The organism is Limnohabitans sp. YIMB22184, assembly GCF_048020265.1.
Taxonomy (GTDB): Bacteria; Pseudomonadota; Gammaproteobacteria; order Burkholderiales; family Burkholderiaceae_C; genus Limnohabitans_A.
Genome location: NZ_CP171843.1, coordinates 2,028,036 through 2,045,444, shown reverse-complemented (window position 1 = coordinate 2,045,444; position 17,409 = coordinate 2,028,036). Strand labels below are relative to the sequence as shown.

The following is a 17,409-nucleotide window of genomic DNA, read 5'->3' as shown; positions in this document are numbered from 1 at the left end:
CCGAATGTTCAGTCAGCACCGTCAGGCCGCACTCAGTGCGCGACTGATGACCTCGCGCACGTCGTTCGACAGGTCTGTTTTGGCCGCCACGCGCTCGATGGCGACTTTGGCTGCGCTGCGGTAAGGCTCGGCCAGGCGGCTCCAGCGGTCCATGGCGCGGGCCAGGCGTGCGGCCACTTGGGGGTTGATGGCGTCGAGCGCCAGCACCTGCTCGCTCCAATAGACATAGCCTGCGGCGTCCGGGCGGTGGAATCCGGCCGGGTTGGCACTGCAGTAGCTGAAGATCAGGCTGCGGGCGCGGTTGGGGTTGCGCAGGCTGAAGTCAGGGTGTTGCATGAGCTGGCGCACACGCGGCAGCACATCGCCTGCGCGGTCAGGGGCACCGGCCTGCAAGGCAAACCATTTGTCGATGACCAGGGCTTCGTGCTGGAACAGCTTGTGAAAGATCGCCAGCGCGTCTTGCGCCAGGGCATGGCCGCTGACCACCAGGGCTGACAAGGCGTTGAAGCGGTCGGTCATGTTGCCCGCGTCCTTGAATTGCTGGTACACCCGGCCGGGCGTGACGGCGTCGCCACTGCGCACAGCGGCCACGCACAGCATGGTCATGGCTAGACCGGCCAGAGCACGGCGGCCGCTCGACTTCGCGTCAGGTGAGTAAGCGCCGTTGTTTTTATGCGCGTCCCAGGCCCAGTGCCAGTCGGCTTGCAAGGCCGTGGCCAGTTGCAGGCGCATGTTTTCGCGCAGCGCATGCACGCGCTGTGGGTCCACCACATCCAGCTGGTCAGCGATGTAGTTCTCACTGGGCAGGGTGAGCGCCAGATCCTTGAAGGCGGCATCCAGCGTGGGGTGGCGCAGCACATTGCGCAGGGCTGCCACCAGGGCCTGGGACAGCACCGGCTGGCCCGTCAAGTCCTTGTTGTGGTGAATGGCGTCGGTGGCGTTTTTCAGCATCAGGCGCTGGCCCGCTTCCCATTGGTTGAATGGGTCGCTGTCGTGGGCCAACAGGATCAGCAGGTCGTCGGCGTTCAGGCCGTCTTCGAGCACCACGGGAGCGCTGAAACCGCGCAACAGTGAGGGCACGGGTTCGCTGTCGATGTTGACAAAGGTGTAGCTGGCGCTGGCCTCGGTCAGCACCAAGGTTTGCTGTGCCACGGTTTCGTTGGCGCCAGTCAGCTGCAAGGGCAGGGCAGCACCGTCGCGGCTCAGCAGACCCAAGGTGACGGGAATGACAAAGGGCGCTTTGCGGTCCTGATCAGGGGTGGCTGGGCAGCTTTGGCTGAGGGTGAGGGTGTAGGTGCGCTCGGCCGCGTTGTAGGCGCCCGCGGCTTGCAGCCGCGGGGTGCCCGCCTGGCTGTACCAGTGTTTGAAAGCGGCCAGGTTATGAGCCAGCGCCGAGCCGGGGTTGGCATCGGCAATCGCTTGCGCAAAGTCGTCGCAGGTCACGGCCTGCCCGTCGTGGCGTTCAAAGTAGAGCTTCATGCCCTTGGCAAATCCATCGCGACCCAGGCTGTCAGTGGGCGTGGCCACCAGCGTTTGCATCATGCGAACGACTTCTGAGCCTTTTTCGTAGATGGTGACGGTGTAGAAGTTGTTGATTTCCACATAACTGTCGGGCCGAACCGGATGGGCCATGGGGCCGGCGTCTTCGGCGAACTGCACGGTGCGCAGCACGCGCACGTCTTCGATGCGCTTGACGGCGCGGGCACTGGCCACGCCTGCCATGTCTTGGCTGAACTCCTGGTCGCGGAAAACCGTCAGGCCTTCTTTGAGTGAGAGCTGGAACCAGTCGCGGCAGGTGATGCGGTTGCCAGTCCAGTTGTGGAAGTATTCGTGGCCCACGACGGATTCGATGTTGCCGAAATCCATGTCGGTGGCGGTGGCCGGGTTCGCCAACACGTACTTGGTGTTGAAGATGTTCAGGCCTTTGTTTTCCATCGCGCCCATGTTGAAGTCGCTGGTGGCGACGATCATGAAGCGCTCCAGGTCCAGCGGCAGGCCAAAGCGGGCTTCGTCCCAGGCCACGCTGGCCATGAGCGAATTCATCGCGTGCTCGGTCTTGTCCAGATCGCCAGGGCGCACGAAGACCTGCAACAGGTGCTCTTTGCCGCTGCGGCTCAAAATGCGCTGCTCACGCGCAACCAACTGACCTGCGACGAGTGCAAACAAATAGCAGGGCTTTTTGTGCGGGTCGACCCACTTGGCGAAGTGGCGACCGTCGTCCAGCCTGCCTTGCTCGATGAGGTTGCCATTGCTCAGCAACACCGGGTATTTGGCCTTGTCGGCACGCAGCGTGACGGTGTAGCTGGCCATCACGTCCGGGCGGTCGAGGAAGTAGGTGATGCGGCGAAAGCCTTCGGCCTCGCACTGGGTGAAGAACGAGTCGTTGCTGACGTACAAGCCCATCAGCTGAGTGTTCTTCTCGGGATTGCAGGTGGTGAAGATTTCCAGATCGAAGGCGTCAGGGCCCCCCTCTTCAAAGCACGGCAGGTTTTCCAGAACCAGCTGCTTGCCGTCCATCTTGAACGACGTGCCCGCGCCATTGACCAACACCCGGGCCAAGTTGAGGTCTTCGCCATCCAGGCGCAGCGGCTGGGCTGCCACGTCGGGGTTACGGCGCAGGCGCATCTTGTTCAACACGCGGGTTTTGCTGGGGTCGAGGTCGAACGTCAGATCGACCGTGTCGATCCAGAAAGCCGGGGCGGCGTAAGCCTCCCGGTGAATCGCGGTAGGTTGTCCTTCACGCATCACATGAATCCTGTCTTGATTGTTGCATCGTCATTGCGAGCGCAGCGTGGCAATCCAGAGCATCTGGACTGTCGCGCTTCGCTCGCAATGACGGGGTTGGAAGCATCTCTGTACGTGTTGACTTGGCGATCAGAGGCCTTGTTTCAGTGAGGCTTCGATGAACGCATCCAGGTCGCCATCGAGCACTTTTTGGGTGGCCGAGATTTCGACGTTGGTGCGCAAATCCTTGATGCGGCTGTTGTCCAGCACATAGCTGCGGATCTGGTGACCCCAGCCCACATCGGTCTTGGTGTCTTCCAGCTTTTGCTGCTCTTCCATGCGTTTGCGCATCTCGAAGTCGTACAGGCGCGAGCGCAGGCGTTGCCAGGCCACGTCGCGGTTGCTGTGCTGGCTGCGGCCGTCCTGGCACTGCACCACGATGCCGGTGGGGATGTGCGTCAGGCGCACGGCCGAATCGGTCTTGTTGATGTGCTGACCGCCCGCGCCGCTGGCGCGGAAGGTGTCGGTGCGCACATCCGACGGGTTGATATTGATCTCGATCGAGTCGTCGATCTCGGGATAAACGAACAGCGAGGCAAACGAGGTGTGGCGGCCGCCCGACGAGTCAAACGGGCTCTTGCGAACCAAACGGTGCACGCCGGTTTCGGTGCGCAGCAGGCCAAAAGCGTATTCGCCTTCGATCTTGATGGTCGCGCCCTTGATGCCTGCCGTGTCGCCGGGGGTTTCGTCTTCCACCGTGGCTTTGAAGCCTTTGCGTTCGGCGTATTTGAGGTACTGGCGCAGCAGCATGCTGGCCCAATCGCAGGCTTCCGTGCCACCCGCGCCGGCCTGGATGTCGATGAAACAATTGAGCGGATCGGCCTCGTGACGGAACATGCGGCGGAATTCGAGGTCTTCCACGAGCTTGGCCAGTTTGGCGGCTTCGGCCTCGATGGTCAGCAGGCCTTCTTCATCGCCTTCTTCCTTGCTCATTTCGAACAATTCAAGGTTGTCGGCCAGTTCGTTGGTCAAGGTGGTGATGGTCACCACCACGCCGTCCAGGGCTTTTTTTTCTTTGCCCAATTCCTGGGCTTTTTTCGGGTCGTTCCAGACCGTGGGATCTTCAAGCGATGCGTTGACGGTTCTCAACCGTTCAGATTTGGCATCGTAGTCAAAGATACCCCCGTAACTCGTGGGTACGAGCGGTCAGGTCTGTGAGGGATGCGCCGATTTGGTTGATGCGTTCTGCGTCCATGATGAAGGTGTCCGGTTCGGTAAACCGGGCATTTTCTCATGAGTTGATGCCGCGCACCCCTGCAGGGTGGCTTAAAACTGCCGTCCGTAAGAGAACATCAGGGCTGCAGTGCCCAGAAACTTGAGCTGCACCGAATCGTGCTGGGTCAGTTTGTAGCCCAGGGCCGGGATGATGGCGGGGTTGAAGCCTTTGTAATTCAAGGGCACTTTATTCTCATACGGGGATACGTAGCCATACATCAGCCCCCCGGTGACTTTGGCGAACAGTTGCGGCATACCGAACAGGTTGTTGAACTGTTGACCGGCATACACGTACACCGAGGGCTGTCCAAACGAATTGCTGAAAAAGCTCACGCCACACAAGCGGTCGCCTGGCAATTGCTCGTCCAGCGCCACCAGCACCACGTGCTTGTGGTCGGGGTTGTTGCTGAAATGGTAGGTGTAGGGCGAGAACGTGAATTCCCCACGGTGCGCAGGCTCTGGTGCGCCTTTGACGGCCAGAAAGTCTGGGCAGTAAGGGCTGGTGGCGTCTGCATGCGCCGAAGTGAACAGCATGGTCAAGGCCACAGCCAGGCTCAAGCGGGAAAGGGAAGAGAGGGACATGGCCAACAGTCATCAAAACTAAAACGACCTGATTTTAGGGCGCCTCAGCGCATGAACCTTTCAAGCAAAGCGGCCAGGGCCTGTGGTTGGTCGTGGTGCAGCATGTGGCCGGCGTCCTGGATCACGGCTTCTTCCAATTGGGGCACAGCCTTCAGGCGCTCATGGAATTCGGCCAATGTGTATTGCCCTTTCCACCATTGGCTGAGCGAATCGTCCGAGGCTTCCACGGCCAACACGGGGGCGCTGATGCGGCGGTACATGGCCAGCGCTTCTTCGACGTGGAACAAATACGGGTTGACGACCTTGTGGGCCGAGTCGCCCAGGATGCGCCACTGGCCATCGGGGCCTGGGCGGGCCCAATGCTGGGCCAGCCAATCGGCTTTGTCCTGGCTCAGGCGGCGGTTGGTTTTCATCAATCGGGCAGCCACACCTGTGGCGTCCGGGTAGGCCTTGAGCGTGTTATCGCCCACGCGTTGGGCTTTGAGCTCATCGAGCCACTGGGCCATGCGGGTAGGGGCTTGGGCAGGCTTTGTGGCGGCCATGCCAAAGCCTTCAAGGTTGACCAGGCGGCGGATGCGCTCAGGGCGGGTGCCCGCGTACGTCATGACCACATTGCCGCCCATGCTGTGACCGACCAGATCGATCACTTGCCCGGGGTAGAGCGCATCAAGCAGTGCGTCCAGGTCGGCCAAATAGTCGGGAAACCAGTAGCTGTCGGTGGGCGGGGTCTCGGTCAGGCCATAACCTCGCCAGTCCATGGCGATGATGGGCCGTTGGCTGACAAATGCTTCGCTGAAGGCGTCGACCATGAATTGGTACGACGCGGCCACATCCATCCAACCGTGCGCCAGCACGAGCGGGGTCGCATCGGGCGTGGCCGTGCCCCATTGGCGGACGTGGTAGCGGCAGCCGCGCAGCGGCACCCAGTGGCTTTGTGATTCGCGTAAAACTTGGTACATACTTTCGATCATAAGGAGACACACGATGAGCGTCAGTCGCAACCAGGACCGTCCAGCACAGCACTCGAAGAAAGCCGCAGCTGACCGTTACCTCGCCATCCACCAAGGCTTTGGCTGGAAGGTGCCTAAGCGCTTCAACATGGCGCAGGCTTGTTGCGGACGATGGGCTGCCAATGCCGCCACGGCCCGGCGCGTCGCCATCCGCGAGCATCTGGCCGGGCAGGGCCTGGGCCAGAGCTGGACCTTTGGCCAGCTGCAAACCGCGGCCAACCGCCTGAGCCGGGTGCTGCAGGCGCAGGGCGTGCAGCGCGGCGACCGGGTGGCGATTGTGTTGCCCCAGCGTTTTGAAACCGCCGTGGCCTACATGGCGGTGCTGCAAATGGGCGCGGTGGCCATGCCCCTGTCCATGCTGTTTGGGCCCGAGGCGCTGTCCTTTCGCATCAACGACAGCCAGGCCCGCGTGGCGGTGTGCGACGAATCCACCGTGCAAGCCTTGCAGCAGGCCCGGCCCGACTGCCCCGGCTTGCAAACCCTGATCGGGGTGGGTCAGGCAGGGGCTTCGGCCGACCTCGACTACGCACAAGCCGTGAGCAGTCAGGCCACATCGTTCAAAGCCGTGAGCACCCTGGCCGAAGACCCGGCGGTGCTGATCTACACCAGCGGCACCACCGGTAACCCCAAGGGTGCACTCATCCCGCACCGGGCGCTGATCGGCAACCTCACGGGTTTTGTGTGCAGCCAGAACTGGTTTGGCTTTGACCCGTTTGACGCCAGCCGCCCGTCCAAAGCCGTGTTCTGGTCGCCCGCCGACTGGGCCTGGACCGGCGGCCTGATGGACGCCTTGTTGCCCAGCCTGTATTTTGGGCGGCCCATCGTGGCTTTCAACGGGCGCTTTTCACCCGAAGCGGCCTTTGAGATTTTGCAAAGCCACGCGGTTACGCACACGTTTTTGTTCCCCACGGCGCTCAAAGCCATGATGAAAGCCGTGCCCGACGTGAAGGCCCGTTACAAACTCAAGCTGCAAGCCATGATGAGCGCGGGCGAGGCGGTGGGCGATGCGGTGTTTGCGTATGTCCAGCAGCGGATGGGCGTGACGGTGAACGAGATGTTTGGCCAGACCGAGATCAACTACGTGGTGGGCAACTGCACCCGCTTGTGGCCCGCCAAGCCCGGCAGCATGGGCAAGGGCTATCCCGGCCACCAGGTTGCGGTCATCGACGAGGCCGGGCAGCTGTGCCCGCCCGGCACGCCGGGTGAGGTGGCTGTGAACCGCTTTGATGTGCACGGCCACCCGGACCCGGTGTTCTTTTTGGGTTACTGGAACAACGCCAAAGCCACGCAGGCCAAGTACACGGGCGACTGGTGCCGCACGGGCGACATGGCGGTGGCGGACGAGGACGGCTACCTTTGGTACCAGGGCCGCACCGACGACATGTTCAAGGCCGCCGGTTACCGCATCGGGCCGGGTGAGATCGAGAACTGCCTGGTCAAGCACCCCGCCGTGCAGAATGCCGCCGTGGTGCCCAAGCCCGACGCCGACCGGGGCGCTGTGGTCAAGGCCTATGTGGTGCTGTCACCCGACTGGTTGGCCCGCAGACCCACCGGGTCGGGGCAGGCCAGCTTTGACGACGAGGTGCGCCGCGAACTGCAAGCCCATGTGAAGGGTCTGCTGGCCCCCTATGAATACCCAAAAGAAATCGAGTTCATCGACCAGCTGCCCATGACCACCACCGGCAAAGTGCAGCGGCGCGTCTTGCGGCTGCAAGAAGAGGCCAGGGCCACCGAGTTGGCCAAAAGGCCGTGACAAAATAGACTTCTTGCCCATGCGTCCAAGCCCGCAGGGCTTGCGGATTCTGGGGCTGTCCTGAGATGGCCCCCTCTTTTTTTTCAAAAAACAACAGGACACACCATGAAACTCGTTCAACTCGGCCAGACCGATTTGCAAGTCACGCCCATTTGTCTGGGCACCATGACCTTTGGCCAGCAGGTCAACGAAGCCGATTCGCACGCCATCCTGGACCGCTCGCTGGATGCCAGCATCAACTTCATCGACACGGCCGAGATGTACGCCGTGCCCGCTTCGGCCGAGACCTGCGGCGCGACGGAAACCTTCATCGGCAACTGGTTCGCCAAGCACCCCGGTGCCCGCGAAAAACTGGTGTTGGCGACCAAGGTGGCGGGCCCCTCGCGCGGCATGCCCTGGATTCGTGAAGGTTCGGGCATGACCGGGCAAGACATCCTGAACGCCTGCGACGGCAGCCTGCGCCGCCTGCAAACCGATGTGATCGACCTGTACCAGATCCACTGGCCTGAGCGCCATGTGCCGGTCTTTGGCATGACGTATTTCGACCCGGCCAAGGACAAATCGGTCACCTCGATCCACGAGCAACTCGAAGCCCTGGCCAAACTGGTCAAGGCGGGCAAGGTGCGCCACATCGGTCTGTCCAACGAAACGCCTTACGGTGTGCACGAGTTTGTGCGCCTGGCCGAGCAGCATGGCCTGCCGCGTGTGGCCACGGTGCAAAACCCCTACTGCCTGGTCAGCCGCACCTATGACAACGGGCTGGACGAGACCTGCTACCGCCTGAATGTGTCGATGCTGGCGTATTCGCCGCTGGGTTTTGGCTTGCTGACTGGCAAATACGACAACGACGACCTGAAAGGTCCGCTGGTGCCTGATGGTGGCCGCATCGCCCGCTACGACTCGATGCGCAAACAACGCTGGGGCCGCCCGGAGGCGCTGGTGGCCGCCCGCCGCTACAACCAGCTGGCCCGCGACAACGGCATGACACCGACCCAGATGGCGTTGGCGTTTTGCTATCACCGCTGGAGCGTGGCCAGCACCATCATCGGTGTGACTTCGCTGGCGCAGCTCAACGAAGACCTGGCCGCCTGGAACACGCAGTTGACGCCCGAAGTGCTCAAGGCGATCGACGACATCCGCTGGGAAATGCGCGACCCGGCTTTGTGACGTGGCTGGGTGATATTGGGCGATGGCCAAGAAAGACAAAGTCAGCGAAACCCCAGCCACAGCGCTCTTGCGTCAGCACGGGGTGAGCTTCACCGAGCACCCCTATGAATATCTGGAACACGGCGGGGCCCAGCACAGCGCACAGGTGTTGGGCATGGACCCGTTTGCGGTGGTCAAAACCCTGATCATGCAGGACCAGGATGCCAAGCCCTTGGTGGTGCTGATGCACGGCAACCGCAAGGTGTCCACCAAAAATCTGGCGCGGCAGATCGGTTTGAAGTCGGTCGAGCCCTGCGCCCCCGAGGTGGCCAACCGGCACAGCGGTTACCTGGTGGGCGGCACCTCGCCGTTTGCCACGCGCCGCGCCATGCCGGTCTTCATCGAAGAAAGCATCCTGGCTTTGCCGCGCATCTGCATCAACGGTGGCCGGCGCGGTTATCTGGTGGGCATCGACCCGCAGGTGTGTGTGCAGCTGCTGGGCGCCCAGCCCGTGAACTGCGCACTGGCAGAATGACGCCCGTACAAGAACAAGGGAGCTTTCGATGGATGTGTTGATTCCGGTGGCCGTGGTGTTGGCCAGTTATTTGATGGGCTCGCTCAGCTTCGCGGTGATCGTGAGCCGCCTGATGGGGCTGAACGACCCGCGCAGCTATGGCAGCAAAAACCCCGGCGCTACCAACGTGCTGCGCTCGGGCAGCAAAAAAGCAGCCATTCTGACTTTGTTGCTGGATGCCTTCAAGGGCTGGTTGCCGGTGGCGCTGGTGCTGACTTACGGGCCAGAACAGGGTTTGGGCGCCAGCACGGCCGCCTTGGCGGGCTTGGCTGCATTTTTGGGGCACCTCTACCCGGTATTTTTTGGTTTCGTCGGCGGCAAAGGCGTGGCCACTGCGGTGGGCGTGCTGGTGGGGGTCAACGGTTCATTGGCCCTGGCCACCGTGCTGAGCTTTGCCATTGTCTTGTACTTCAGCCGCTACGTGTCTCTGGCTTCGATGGTGGCTGCGGTGTTCGCGCCTGTTTTTTACCTGTTTGGCGACGGTGTGGCCTGGCAAGCCACTTCGCCCGAGGTCTTGAGCCTCGCCGTCATGGCCTTGCTGCTGGTCTGGCGTCACCGTGAAAACATCAACCGCCTGCTGGCGGGCACCGAATCCAAACTGGGTCAGAAAAAAGCATGAGCCAAGATATTCAGAGGTTGCACGTGGCAGCCCGTTACAGCGAAGCGGCTGTTTTCAATGGTGTGGTGTACCTGGCGGGCATGGTCCCCGAGTGCGAAGCCACCGACATCCGAAGCCAAACCGCCGATGTGTTGCGGCAGATCGATGTGCGCCTGGCCGAGGCGGGCAGCGACAAAACCCGCATCCTGCGCACCCAGATTTACCTCAAAGACATTGCCGACATCACCGCCATGAACGAGGTGTGGGACGCCTGGGTGGTGGCCGGCAGTGCGCCGCCTCGGGCCACGGTGCAGGCAGCGCTGGCCAATCCGGCCTATTTGATCGAGGTGGTGGTCACGGCGGCAGTCAAACCCTGACAAGCCCTGACGCAGGAGGCGGCTAGGGACGAAAAAAATGGGCATCGCAGGATGCCCATTTTTTGTTCTGATCAGCCCCGCATCACATGCGCTCAAAAATCGCCGCGATGCCCTGACCGCCCCCGATGCACATGGTGACCAGCGCGTAGCGGCCTTGGATGCGCTGCAGCTCGTACAAGGCTTTCACGGTGATCAGCGCGCCCGTGGCGCCAATGGGGTGGCCCAGCGAAATGCCCGAGCCGTTGGGGTTGACCTTGGCGGGGTCCAGGCCCAGCTCGCGCGTCACGGCGCAGGCTTGGGCGGCAAAGGCTTCGTTGGCCTCGATCACGTCCAGGTCGTTGACCGTGAGGCCGGTGCGCTTGAGCACGGCTTGCGTGGCGCTGATCGGGCCCACGCCCATGATCTTGGGGTCCAGACCTGTGTGGGCGTAACCCACCAAGCGTGCCAGGGGCTTGGCACCCCGGGCCTTGGCGGCGCCGGCTTCCATCAGCACCACGGCAGCGGCTGCATCGTTGATGCCTGAGGCGTTGCCAGCGGTCACGGTGCCGTTTTCTTTCACGAACACGGGCTTGAGCTTGGCCATGTCTTCGATCTTGCAGCCAGGGCGGAAGTGCTCGTCGGTGGCGTAGGCGACATCACCTTTTTTGCTTTTCAGCATGACGGGCAGGATCTGATCCTTGAAGCGGCCCTCTGCCGTGGCGCGTTCGGCGCGGTTGTGGCTTTCCAGCGCCAAGGCGTCCTGCATTTCGCGTGTGATGCCGTATTTGGCGGCCACGTTTTCAGCGGTCACGCCCATGTGGATGTTGTGGAAGGGGTCGTGCAGGGCGCCGACCATCATGTCGACCATCTTGGTGTCGCCCATGCGCACGCCCCAGCGTGAGCTCAGGCTGGCGTAGGGGGCGCGGCTCATGTTTTCCGCGCCGCCGCCAATGGCGATGTCGCAGTCACCCAGCAGAATGGACTGGCTGGCGCTGACGATGGCCTGCAGGCCCGAGCCGCACAGGCGGTTGACGTTGAAGGCGGGGGTGCCTTCGGCGCAGCCGCCGTTGATGGCCGCCACGCGCGACAAATACATGTCTTTGGGCTCGGTGTTGACCACATGGCCGAACACCACATGGCCCACGTCTTTGCCGTCGGTGCCCGCGCGGGACAGGGCTTCGCGCACGACTTGCGCGGCCAGCTCGGTGGGCGGGATGTCTTTGAGGCTGCCGCCATAGGTACCAATGGCGGTGCGCACACCGCTGACCACAACAACTTCACGGCTCATGGGAGGTCTCCAGATTTAAAAAAAATTGACAAATGGGGATGGGGTACAACGCCGACCAGTGTCCGGCGCAATGGCTACAGCGGCCTGACAAGCTCAACGTTCAACGTTCAACGCTTAGCCCCGCACATCGGCCACGGGTTCACGCCCGAAGTCGGGTCGGGCCAAAAAGCGCAGCACCTGCTCGGCCGCCTGTGCGGGCGAGCTGAGCTGGCCTTGGGCCTTGAGCTGCAAAAACTTCGACTGGTCCGGAAAAGCCTCGCCCGCCGCACCGCGCAGCTGCACCTGCATGTCGGTGTCGATCACACCGGGGGCGAGCGAGCAGACTTTGGCACCGTTGGGGTGCAAGGCTTCGTCCAGCGCCAGGCAGCGGGTGAAATGGTCCATGCCCGCTTTGGCGGCGCAGTAACCCGCTTGCGAAGCCATGGGGTAACGGCCCAGGCCCGATGAAATGTTGAGCAGTTTGCGGGGCACGGGCCAATCCTGCGTCGCCCCTAAAAACGCCGCACTCAGCGCCATGGGGGCTTCCAGGCCCACGCGCAGGGCCAAGGCCAGGTCAGCAGGCTGGGACTGGCGCAGCGGCGCGATGGGCGGGATGACGCCTGCGTTATTGATCAGGCTGGCACTGGCGAAATCCGCCGGGTTCTGGCTTTGCAGCCATTCGCGCAGGCGCTCGCTGGCGCCTTGGCCATCGGCCAGGTCGTGGGTCCATTGCGTGAGCGGCACATCCGCCTTTTGGGCGGCGGCAGCCAGATCGGGGTTGGCGTGGCGCGAGATGCACAGCAGGGTGTTGCCCTTTTGCAGCAGCTGCTGCGCCATGGCCAAACCCATGCCGCGTGAGGCGCCGGTAAGAATGTAGAGGTGTTGTGACATGGGCGCCATGTTAGGGGCGGCACCGCGAATACGCGGTGCCGCAGATGACAAGGCGCCAAACAGGGCTCAGCTGCCTTGCGCTGCCCTAATCCGGTTCACCTGCAAGGGCGTGACCTCGCCCGCCTGGTGGCCCCAGCGGGTGCGCAGATGGGTCAGCACGGCTGCGATGTCGCGGTCGTCGAGCTCCAGCACCGCAGGCGGCATGCCAAAGGGGCGGGGGTGGCCATGGGTGGCGGGGCCGTAGCCACCGTACAGCACCAGCTGCACCAAGTTGGTGGGGTCGTTCAGCAGCACGGCTCGGTTGCCAGCCAAGGCGGGGTAGGCCACCTCGCCCGACGCGGTTTTGACGCCCTCGCCCTGTTCACCGTGGCATTGCAGGCATTGTTTTTCGTAGACCTTGGCACCCTGGGTGGCCACTTGCAGGCTGATGCGGGCGGGTGGGGTTTTTGCAGTGTGCTGAGCCGAGCTCTGGGCACGGGACTGCAGGTACACCGCCATGGCTTGCAGGTCAGCTTCGCGCAGGTGCTGCAGGCTGTGTTGCACCACTTCGCCCATCGGGCCGCTGGTTTGGGCGGTGTTGGACGCGCCTGTGCGCAGCAGGCGCACGATCTCGGGCAGGGGCGTGCTGGCCAGGCCAGTTTCGGTGTCTCGCGTCAGGTCGGGCGCGTACCAGTTGGCCACGGGCATCAGGCCGCCCGACAAGTCGTTCACCGCGCCGCTGGCGCCCAGGGCGTTGCGCGGGCTGTGGCAGGCGGCGCAGTGGCCTAGGCCTTGCACCAGGTAGGCGCCCCGGTTCCATTCGGTGGTTTGTGCTTTGTCGGCCTGGAAGGGGCTGGGCTCAAAAAACAGGCTGCGCCAAACGGCCAGCGCGGGCTGCGTGCCCACGGGCCAAACCAGGGTATGCGCCGGTTGGGCCTGCACCACAGGGGGCAGGGTGCGCAGCCAGGCAAAAATCGCGTCGCTGTCTTGGCGCGTGATGACGCTGGTGTGGTTGTACGGGAAAGCCGGTGCCAGCAAGCGCCCATCTTTGGAGCGACCCCGGTGCATGGCTTGCCAGAAGTCTTGCGCTGTCCATCGGCCCAAGCCCGTCTCGGGGTCGGGCGTGAGGTTGCTGCTGTACACGCCGCCAAAGGGGGTGTCGATTCGGCGGCCGCCTGCGAAAGGTGTGCCGCCCCGGGTGGTGTGGCAGGCCATGCAGTTGCCCGCCAGGGCCAGGTAGCGGCCTTGTTCGATCTCAGCTTCGGTGGCCGGGGCTGTGAGGGCTGTGTTTTGGGGTTGCGGTCTCAGCAGGTCGCCCCAGTTGTCCCACATCACACCCAGAGCCAGCACCAGCAGGCTGGCCAGCGTGACCCAGCCCAGGCGTTTGACCGGATGCATCTTGAGCAAAGCGTTGGTCATGGTCGGCCCCCTGACTGGGCTGGGGCTGAGCGTGTGGCCGAGAGCTCAGGCGCACTGCCGCAGCGCAGGGCTTCAGGCAAGGCGGGGCCGTCAGGTGGGCGTTCGGCCGGTCGTGTGTCGGCAGGCAGCGGCTGGCGGGCCAGCCAGCTGGACACGGCGATCAGGTCTTCAGAGGGCATACGCTTGACGATCTCGGCCATGCAGTCGGGCGCGTGGGCACGGCGCTGCTTGGTTTGCCAGGCGCCCAGCTGCGCGTTCATGTAATCGAGCGGCAAGCCCAAGAGCCCCGGCACGTTGGGCTGCACGCCCGTCAGGCGCACGCCGTGGCATTGGGTGCAAGCGGGCAGGCCGCGTGTGGCGTCGCCTTGCGTGACCAGTTGTTGGCCTTTGGCCAGGCGCTCGGGCGTGATGGTGTTGTTGGCCGTGGGTGCAGGGTAGGGCAATTTCAGTTCCGAAAAATATTGCGCCATCTCGCCCAGATACTCGTCGGTCAAAGGGTCAACCAGGCGGGCCATCAGTTCGTAATGGCGACGACCTTGCGCGAAATTGCGCAGCTGGTTGTGCAGGTAACCGGCCGGCTTGCCTGCCAGGCGAGGGTAATAACCATCGGGGCCCGCGCGGCCTTGGTCGCCATGGCAGGCGGTGCAGGCGCGGGTGCGCTCGGCCATGTCGTCTGCAAAACGGGCAGGGGCTTGGGCACTCAGCGGGCCTGCGCACAAGGCAGCGGCGGCCCAAAAGAGGCCTTTGATCAGGCCGTTGAAAAACCCGGCGTTGCGCTGGCGCAAGCGGGTTGGGGCGGGGTGATCCAGGTGAACGGCCAACCCGGGTGCGGTGAAAATCTGACTGCTTGTGAACGTCCTCATGGGTTGAAGATAACCGAAGCGGCGACAATGTCGGGTTTTGCGCCGAAAGCCCCGTGGCCAAGGTGCGTTGTTTTTCTTTTTCTGACCAAGCCATGTCCGATATCCAAGTCCGATTCGCCACCCTCCAAGATGCTCCCGCCGTGGCTGCTTTGCATGTCAGCGCCTGCCGCGCCGCTTACGCAGGCCAAGTGCCCGATGCCCATTGGGACGCCACGCCCATGCCCAAACGCGTGTCGTTCTGGAAAGAGGCGATCGAGTACGGCGAGCCGCAAGTCATGGTGGCCGTGGATGGCGGGGAGATCGTGGGTTTTGTGGGCTTTGACCGCTCGCGCGACCCCAAGAGCAAAAACACCACAGGCGAAATCTGGGCCATCTACGCCGCCCCCGACCGCATTGGCCAAGGCATTGGCCTGGCCTTGTGGGACGCCGCCCGCGAAGGGTTGGAAGACGAAGACTGCACCGATGTGACGGTCTGGTTGCCACTGCTGCACGAGCGCACCTTGCGCTTTCATGACCTGGCCGGCTTCAAGCGCGAGATGAACACCGCCCGCACCGTGCCGCTTGGCGGTGTGAAGGTCGAAGAAGTGCGCCTCAAGCGCAAGCTGGGCTGATGACCCTGACACCTTCTGGGGCACGTATCCTGCTGGCCCCCATGGAGGGGCTGCTGGACCATACCCTGCGCGACATGCTCACGCGGGTCGGCGGGGTGGATTTGTGTGTGTCCGAATTCATCCGTGTCACCAACACTGTGCTGCCGCGCCGCGCTTTCATCCGGGTCGCGCCGGAGCTGCTCAATGGCAGCCGCACCGTGGCGGGCGTGCCTGTGCGGGTGCAGTTATTGGGGTCTGACCCCGATTATTTGGCGGCCAATGCCGCGGCTTTGGCCGAGCTGGCGCCCGCGGGCATTGATTTGAACTTTGGCTGCCCTGCCAAAACCGTGAACCAGCACCGCGGTGGTGCCGTGCTGCTGGACGAGCCCGAGCTGGTGGGCCAGATCGTGGCGACCGTGCGCCGGGCGGTGCCTGCGCACATCCCGGTCTCGGCCAAGATGCGGCTGGGTTACAACGACGACAGCCGCGCAGAAGAGTGTGCTTTGGCCATCGAAGCCGCCGGGGCCAGCGATTTGGTGGTGCATGCCCGCACCAAGGCCCATGGTTACCGCCCACCCGCCTATTGGGAGCGCATTGCCGATTTGCGCCAGCACGTGCGCATGCCTTTGGTGGCCAATGGCGAAATCTGGACTTTGGCGGATGCCTTGCGTTGCCGCGAGGTGACCGGGTGTGACCGTCTGATGATCGGGCGCGGCATGGTGGCCGATCCGGGCCTGGCTTTGGCGATTGCACAGCACGACGCCATGGCCAGCGGCGCGGCATCAAGTGCCGTGACGTGGGTGCAAATTGTGGGTTTGATGCGGCTGTTCTGGCAGGGCATTGCCCTGCGGGTAGCGCCGCGCCATCGGGCTGGGCGGCTCAAGCAATGGCTCAATTATTTGCGCCGGGTGTACCCGGAGGCCCAGGAAGCTTTTGATCAGCTGCGTTTGTTGCACGACCCGGCCAAGATCGACCAGTGGCTGGCCACTCAGGCTTGAGCGTGCAGGCTCAGGTGAGTGGCCACTTCGCTGCGTAGCTGCTCCAGTTGAGGGGCCAGGCGGCTGTAAGCGGCGCGGATATCGTTTGAGTCGCCATGCTTGCTCAGGTTTTCAACGCTGACCACCAGCTCCACCAAGCTGTCCACGCAAAACACCGGGGTGAAGCCTTTGAGCTGGTGCAACAGGCGGTTGACGCCATGCATATCGTCTTTGTCCAGCATGGCCTGAATTTTGGGCAGGTCTTCGCCCAGGGTTTGGTGCAAGGTGTTCAGAAGTGACAAAACCCCGTTGGCGTCGCCAATGAATTCCATGGCCCGTTCGACGGACAGATAAACAGGGGCAGCAGCTTGGCTCATACAGGCAGGGGCGTATCCATAAAGGTTACAAATTGTAATAGACCTGATTCTAATCAAGCAAACCCGCCAAACCCGTCTCTGGCTCAAAGCGTTTGTTTTTGAACATCAGGCGGGTCGGGCCAGGAAACGCCGACTGCTGCACCGAGTGCCGGGGGTCACCGGGGTAACAAATGGTCCGGATGCCGTCTTGTTCAAAAGGTTCGGGCTCCACCACGGGCGGCTGGCGGCTCTGGGCTTCGGCCAGCGCACTGTGGGTGTCCGTGTGCCTGGCCAACTGCACCAGACCCATGATCTGCGGCGGGGCCAACTCGATTTGGCGGTCCCAATACCGGATCAGTGCCTCGCGAGGGGTGATCCACAGGGTTTCGGTGGCCTCAAAATTGTCGTGTTCGGCGGTTTGGCCTTCGGGCACGCGGGCCATGAAAAAACGGGTGTCAAAGCGTTTGTGGGTCACCGAGGCCTGCCGCGGCGTGATCCAGCGCGTCCAGGGCACCAGCGCGTCGGTGCGCAGGCGCAGCGACAGGCTTTGAAACGCCTCTGACCAGCTTTGGCCACTGGCCAAAGCGCTTTGCAGCGCGGACAGATCTTGCAAGTCCGTGCCGGTCTGCCCCAGCAGGATGCGGCACTCCTCAAAGGCCTCGCGAATGGCCGCCACAAACAGGCCCGCTGCACGCTCTGTGCTCAGGTCGGGCTCGGCCAGCCGCTGGTGCAAGATGGCCGGGTCTTGGCTGAGTTTGGTCAGCAAGGCCGGGCTTTGGTCGGCCAGGTCCAGTTTGCCCCCCGGAAACACATGGGCACCGCCGAGCACGTTGGAGGCCTGGTGCCGCCTGAGCAGCAGCACTTGGAGGCCCTGCGCACTGTCGCGCAGCAAGACCACCGATGCGGAGTCCAGCGGCGGGGTGGTGATGATGTCGTGGTTCAGTTCCATGGCGCAGGTGTCAATCGTGCAACACAGCCTCGGGGCTGCTTGTTTTAAAGTCGGGCGAGTTTTCAGACAGCGGCCAGATTATCAGATGGTGTCGTCGTGC

The 17,409-nt window shown here is 63.1% G+C and carries 17 protein-coding genes; 7 read left to right on the top strand and 10 right to left on the bottom strand.

Annotation, left to right across the window (positions count from 1 at the left end):
• Positions 1–21: 21 nt before the first annotated feature.
• The 4 genes from pepN to ACHEXL_RS09315 all read right to left on the bottom strand — a co-directional run bounded on the left by pepN (position 22) and on the right by ACHEXL_RS09315 (position 5,540).
• Positions 22–2,745, bottom strand: coding sequence for an aminopeptidase N (gene pepN / locus ACHEXL_RS09330; RefSeq protein ID WP_416559049.1), 2,724 nt, complete (start codon positions 2,743–2,745; stop codon positions 22–24).
• Between the two features lie 129 nt (positions 2,746–2,874).
• A protein-coding gene (prfB, locus tag ACHEXL_RS09325; RefSeq protein ID WP_416559048.1) for a peptide chain release factor 2 occupies positions 2,875–3,979 on the bottom strand; the annotation gives its coding sequence in 2 pieces (ribosomal slippage) (positions 2,875–3,897 and positions 3,899–3,979; 1,104 coding nt in all).
• Between the two features lie 71 nt (positions 3,980–4,050).
• A complete protein-coding gene (locus tag ACHEXL_RS09320; protein WP_416559047.1) occupies positions 4,051–4,581 on the bottom strand; it encodes a hypothetical protein in 531 nt (176 codons plus the stop codon).
• Between the two features lie 44 nt (positions 4,582–4,625).
• Positions 4,626–5,540 carry an alpha/beta fold hydrolase gene (locus ACHEXL_RS09315; protein ID WP_416559046.1) on the bottom strand — a complete coding sequence of 305 codons (915 nt, stop codon included), beginning with the start codon at positions 5,538–5,540 and terminating at the stop codon, positions 4,626–4,628.
• A gap of 25 nt (positions 5,541–5,565) precedes the next feature.
• On the opposite strand from ACHEXL_RS09315, the gene ACHEXL_RS09310 reads away from it, so the two are divergent.
• The 5 genes from ACHEXL_RS09310 (at position 5,566) to ACHEXL_RS09290 (ending at position 10,039) form a co-directional block, all read left to right on the top strand.
• Complete coding sequence (locus ACHEXL_RS09310) at positions 5,566–7,344, top strand: acyl-CoA synthetase (RefSeq protein ID WP_416559045.1); 1,779 nt, start codon at positions 5,566–5,568, stop codon at positions 7,342–7,344.
• 105 nt (positions 7,345–7,449) lie between these two features.
• Entirely contained in the window at positions 7,450–8,511 is a 1,062-nt protein-coding gene (locus ACHEXL_RS09305) for an aldo/keto reductase (RefSeq protein ID WP_416559044.1), read from the top strand.
• Between the two features lie 22 nt (positions 8,512–8,533).
• Positions 8,534–9,025, top strand: coding sequence for an aminoacyl-tRNA deacylase (locus tag ACHEXL_RS09300; RefSeq protein ID WP_416559043.1), 492 nt, complete (start codon positions 8,534–8,536; stop codon positions 9,023–9,025).
• Positions 9,026–9,053: 28 nt separating this feature from the next.
• Positions 9,054–9,683 carry a glycerol-3-phosphate 1-O-acyltransferase PlsY gene (gene plsY, locus ACHEXL_RS09295; RefSeq protein WP_416559042.1) on the top strand — a complete coding sequence of 210 codons (630 nt, stop codon included), beginning with the start codon at positions 9,054–9,056 and terminating at the stop codon, positions 9,681–9,683.
• Entirely contained in the window at positions 9,680–10,039 is a 360-nt protein-coding gene (locus ACHEXL_RS09290; protein WP_416559041.1) for a RidA family protein, read from the top strand. Before plsY ends, ACHEXL_RS09290 begins: the two co-directional genes overlap by 4 nt.
• Positions 10,040–10,121: 82 nt before the next feature.
• Here ACHEXL_RS09290 and bktB read toward each other — a convergent pair whose 3' ends face one another.
• From bktB to ACHEXL_RS09270, 4 genes are all read right to left on the bottom strand, one after another.
• Positions 10,122–11,306 (bottom strand): beta-ketothiolase BktB, encoded by a 1,185-nt coding sequence (gene bktB / locus ACHEXL_RS09285; RefSeq protein WP_416559040.1) that lies wholly within the window; start codon positions 11,304–11,306, stop codon positions 10,122–10,124.
• 114 nt (positions 11,307–11,420) lie between these two features.
• On the bottom strand, positions 11,421–12,176 hold the full coding sequence (locus ACHEXL_RS09280) for an SDR family NAD(P)-dependent oxidoreductase (RefSeq protein WP_416559039.1): 756 nt from the start codon (positions 12,174–12,176) through the stop codon (positions 11,421–11,423).
• Positions 12,177–12,242: 66 nt separating this feature from the next.
• A complete protein-coding gene (locus tag ACHEXL_RS09275) occupies positions 12,243–13,574 on the bottom strand; it encodes a c-type cytochrome (protein ID WP_416559038.1) in 1,332 nt (443 codons plus the stop codon).
• Positions 13,571–14,437, bottom strand: a complete 867-nt coding sequence (locus ACHEXL_RS09270) for a c-type cytochrome (RefSeq protein ID WP_416559037.1) — start codon at positions 14,435–14,437, stop codon at positions 13,571–13,573. Before ACHEXL_RS09270 ends, ACHEXL_RS09275 begins: the two co-directional genes overlap by 4 nt.
• Positions 14,438–14,529: 92 nt before the next feature.
• Between ACHEXL_RS09270 and ACHEXL_RS09265 the strand changes: the two genes are divergently transcribed.
• Entirely contained in the window at positions 14,530–15,048 is a 519-nt protein-coding gene (locus ACHEXL_RS09265) for a GNAT family N-acetyltransferase (RefSeq protein WP_416559036.1), read from the top strand.
• Entirely contained in the window at positions 15,048–16,025 is a 978-nt protein-coding gene (locus tag ACHEXL_RS09260) for a tRNA dihydrouridine synthase (RefSeq protein ID WP_416559035.1), read from the top strand. Before ACHEXL_RS09265 ends, ACHEXL_RS09260 begins: the two co-directional genes overlap by 1 nt.
• Here ACHEXL_RS09260 and ACHEXL_RS09255 read toward each other — a convergent pair.
• Entirely contained in the window at positions 16,016–16,381 is a 366-nt protein-coding gene (locus tag ACHEXL_RS09255) for an Hpt domain-containing protein (protein WP_291924316.1), read from the bottom strand. The genes ACHEXL_RS09260 and ACHEXL_RS09255 overlap by 10 nt on opposite strands.
• 49 nt (positions 16,382–16,430) lie before the next feature.
• Positions 16,431–17,309: an NUDIX hydrolase gene (locus tag ACHEXL_RS09250; protein ID WP_416559034.1), complete on the bottom strand. Its 879-nt coding sequence runs from the start codon at positions 17,307–17,309 to the stop codon at positions 16,431–16,433.
• Between the last annotated feature and the right edge of the window lie 100 nt (positions 17,310–17,409).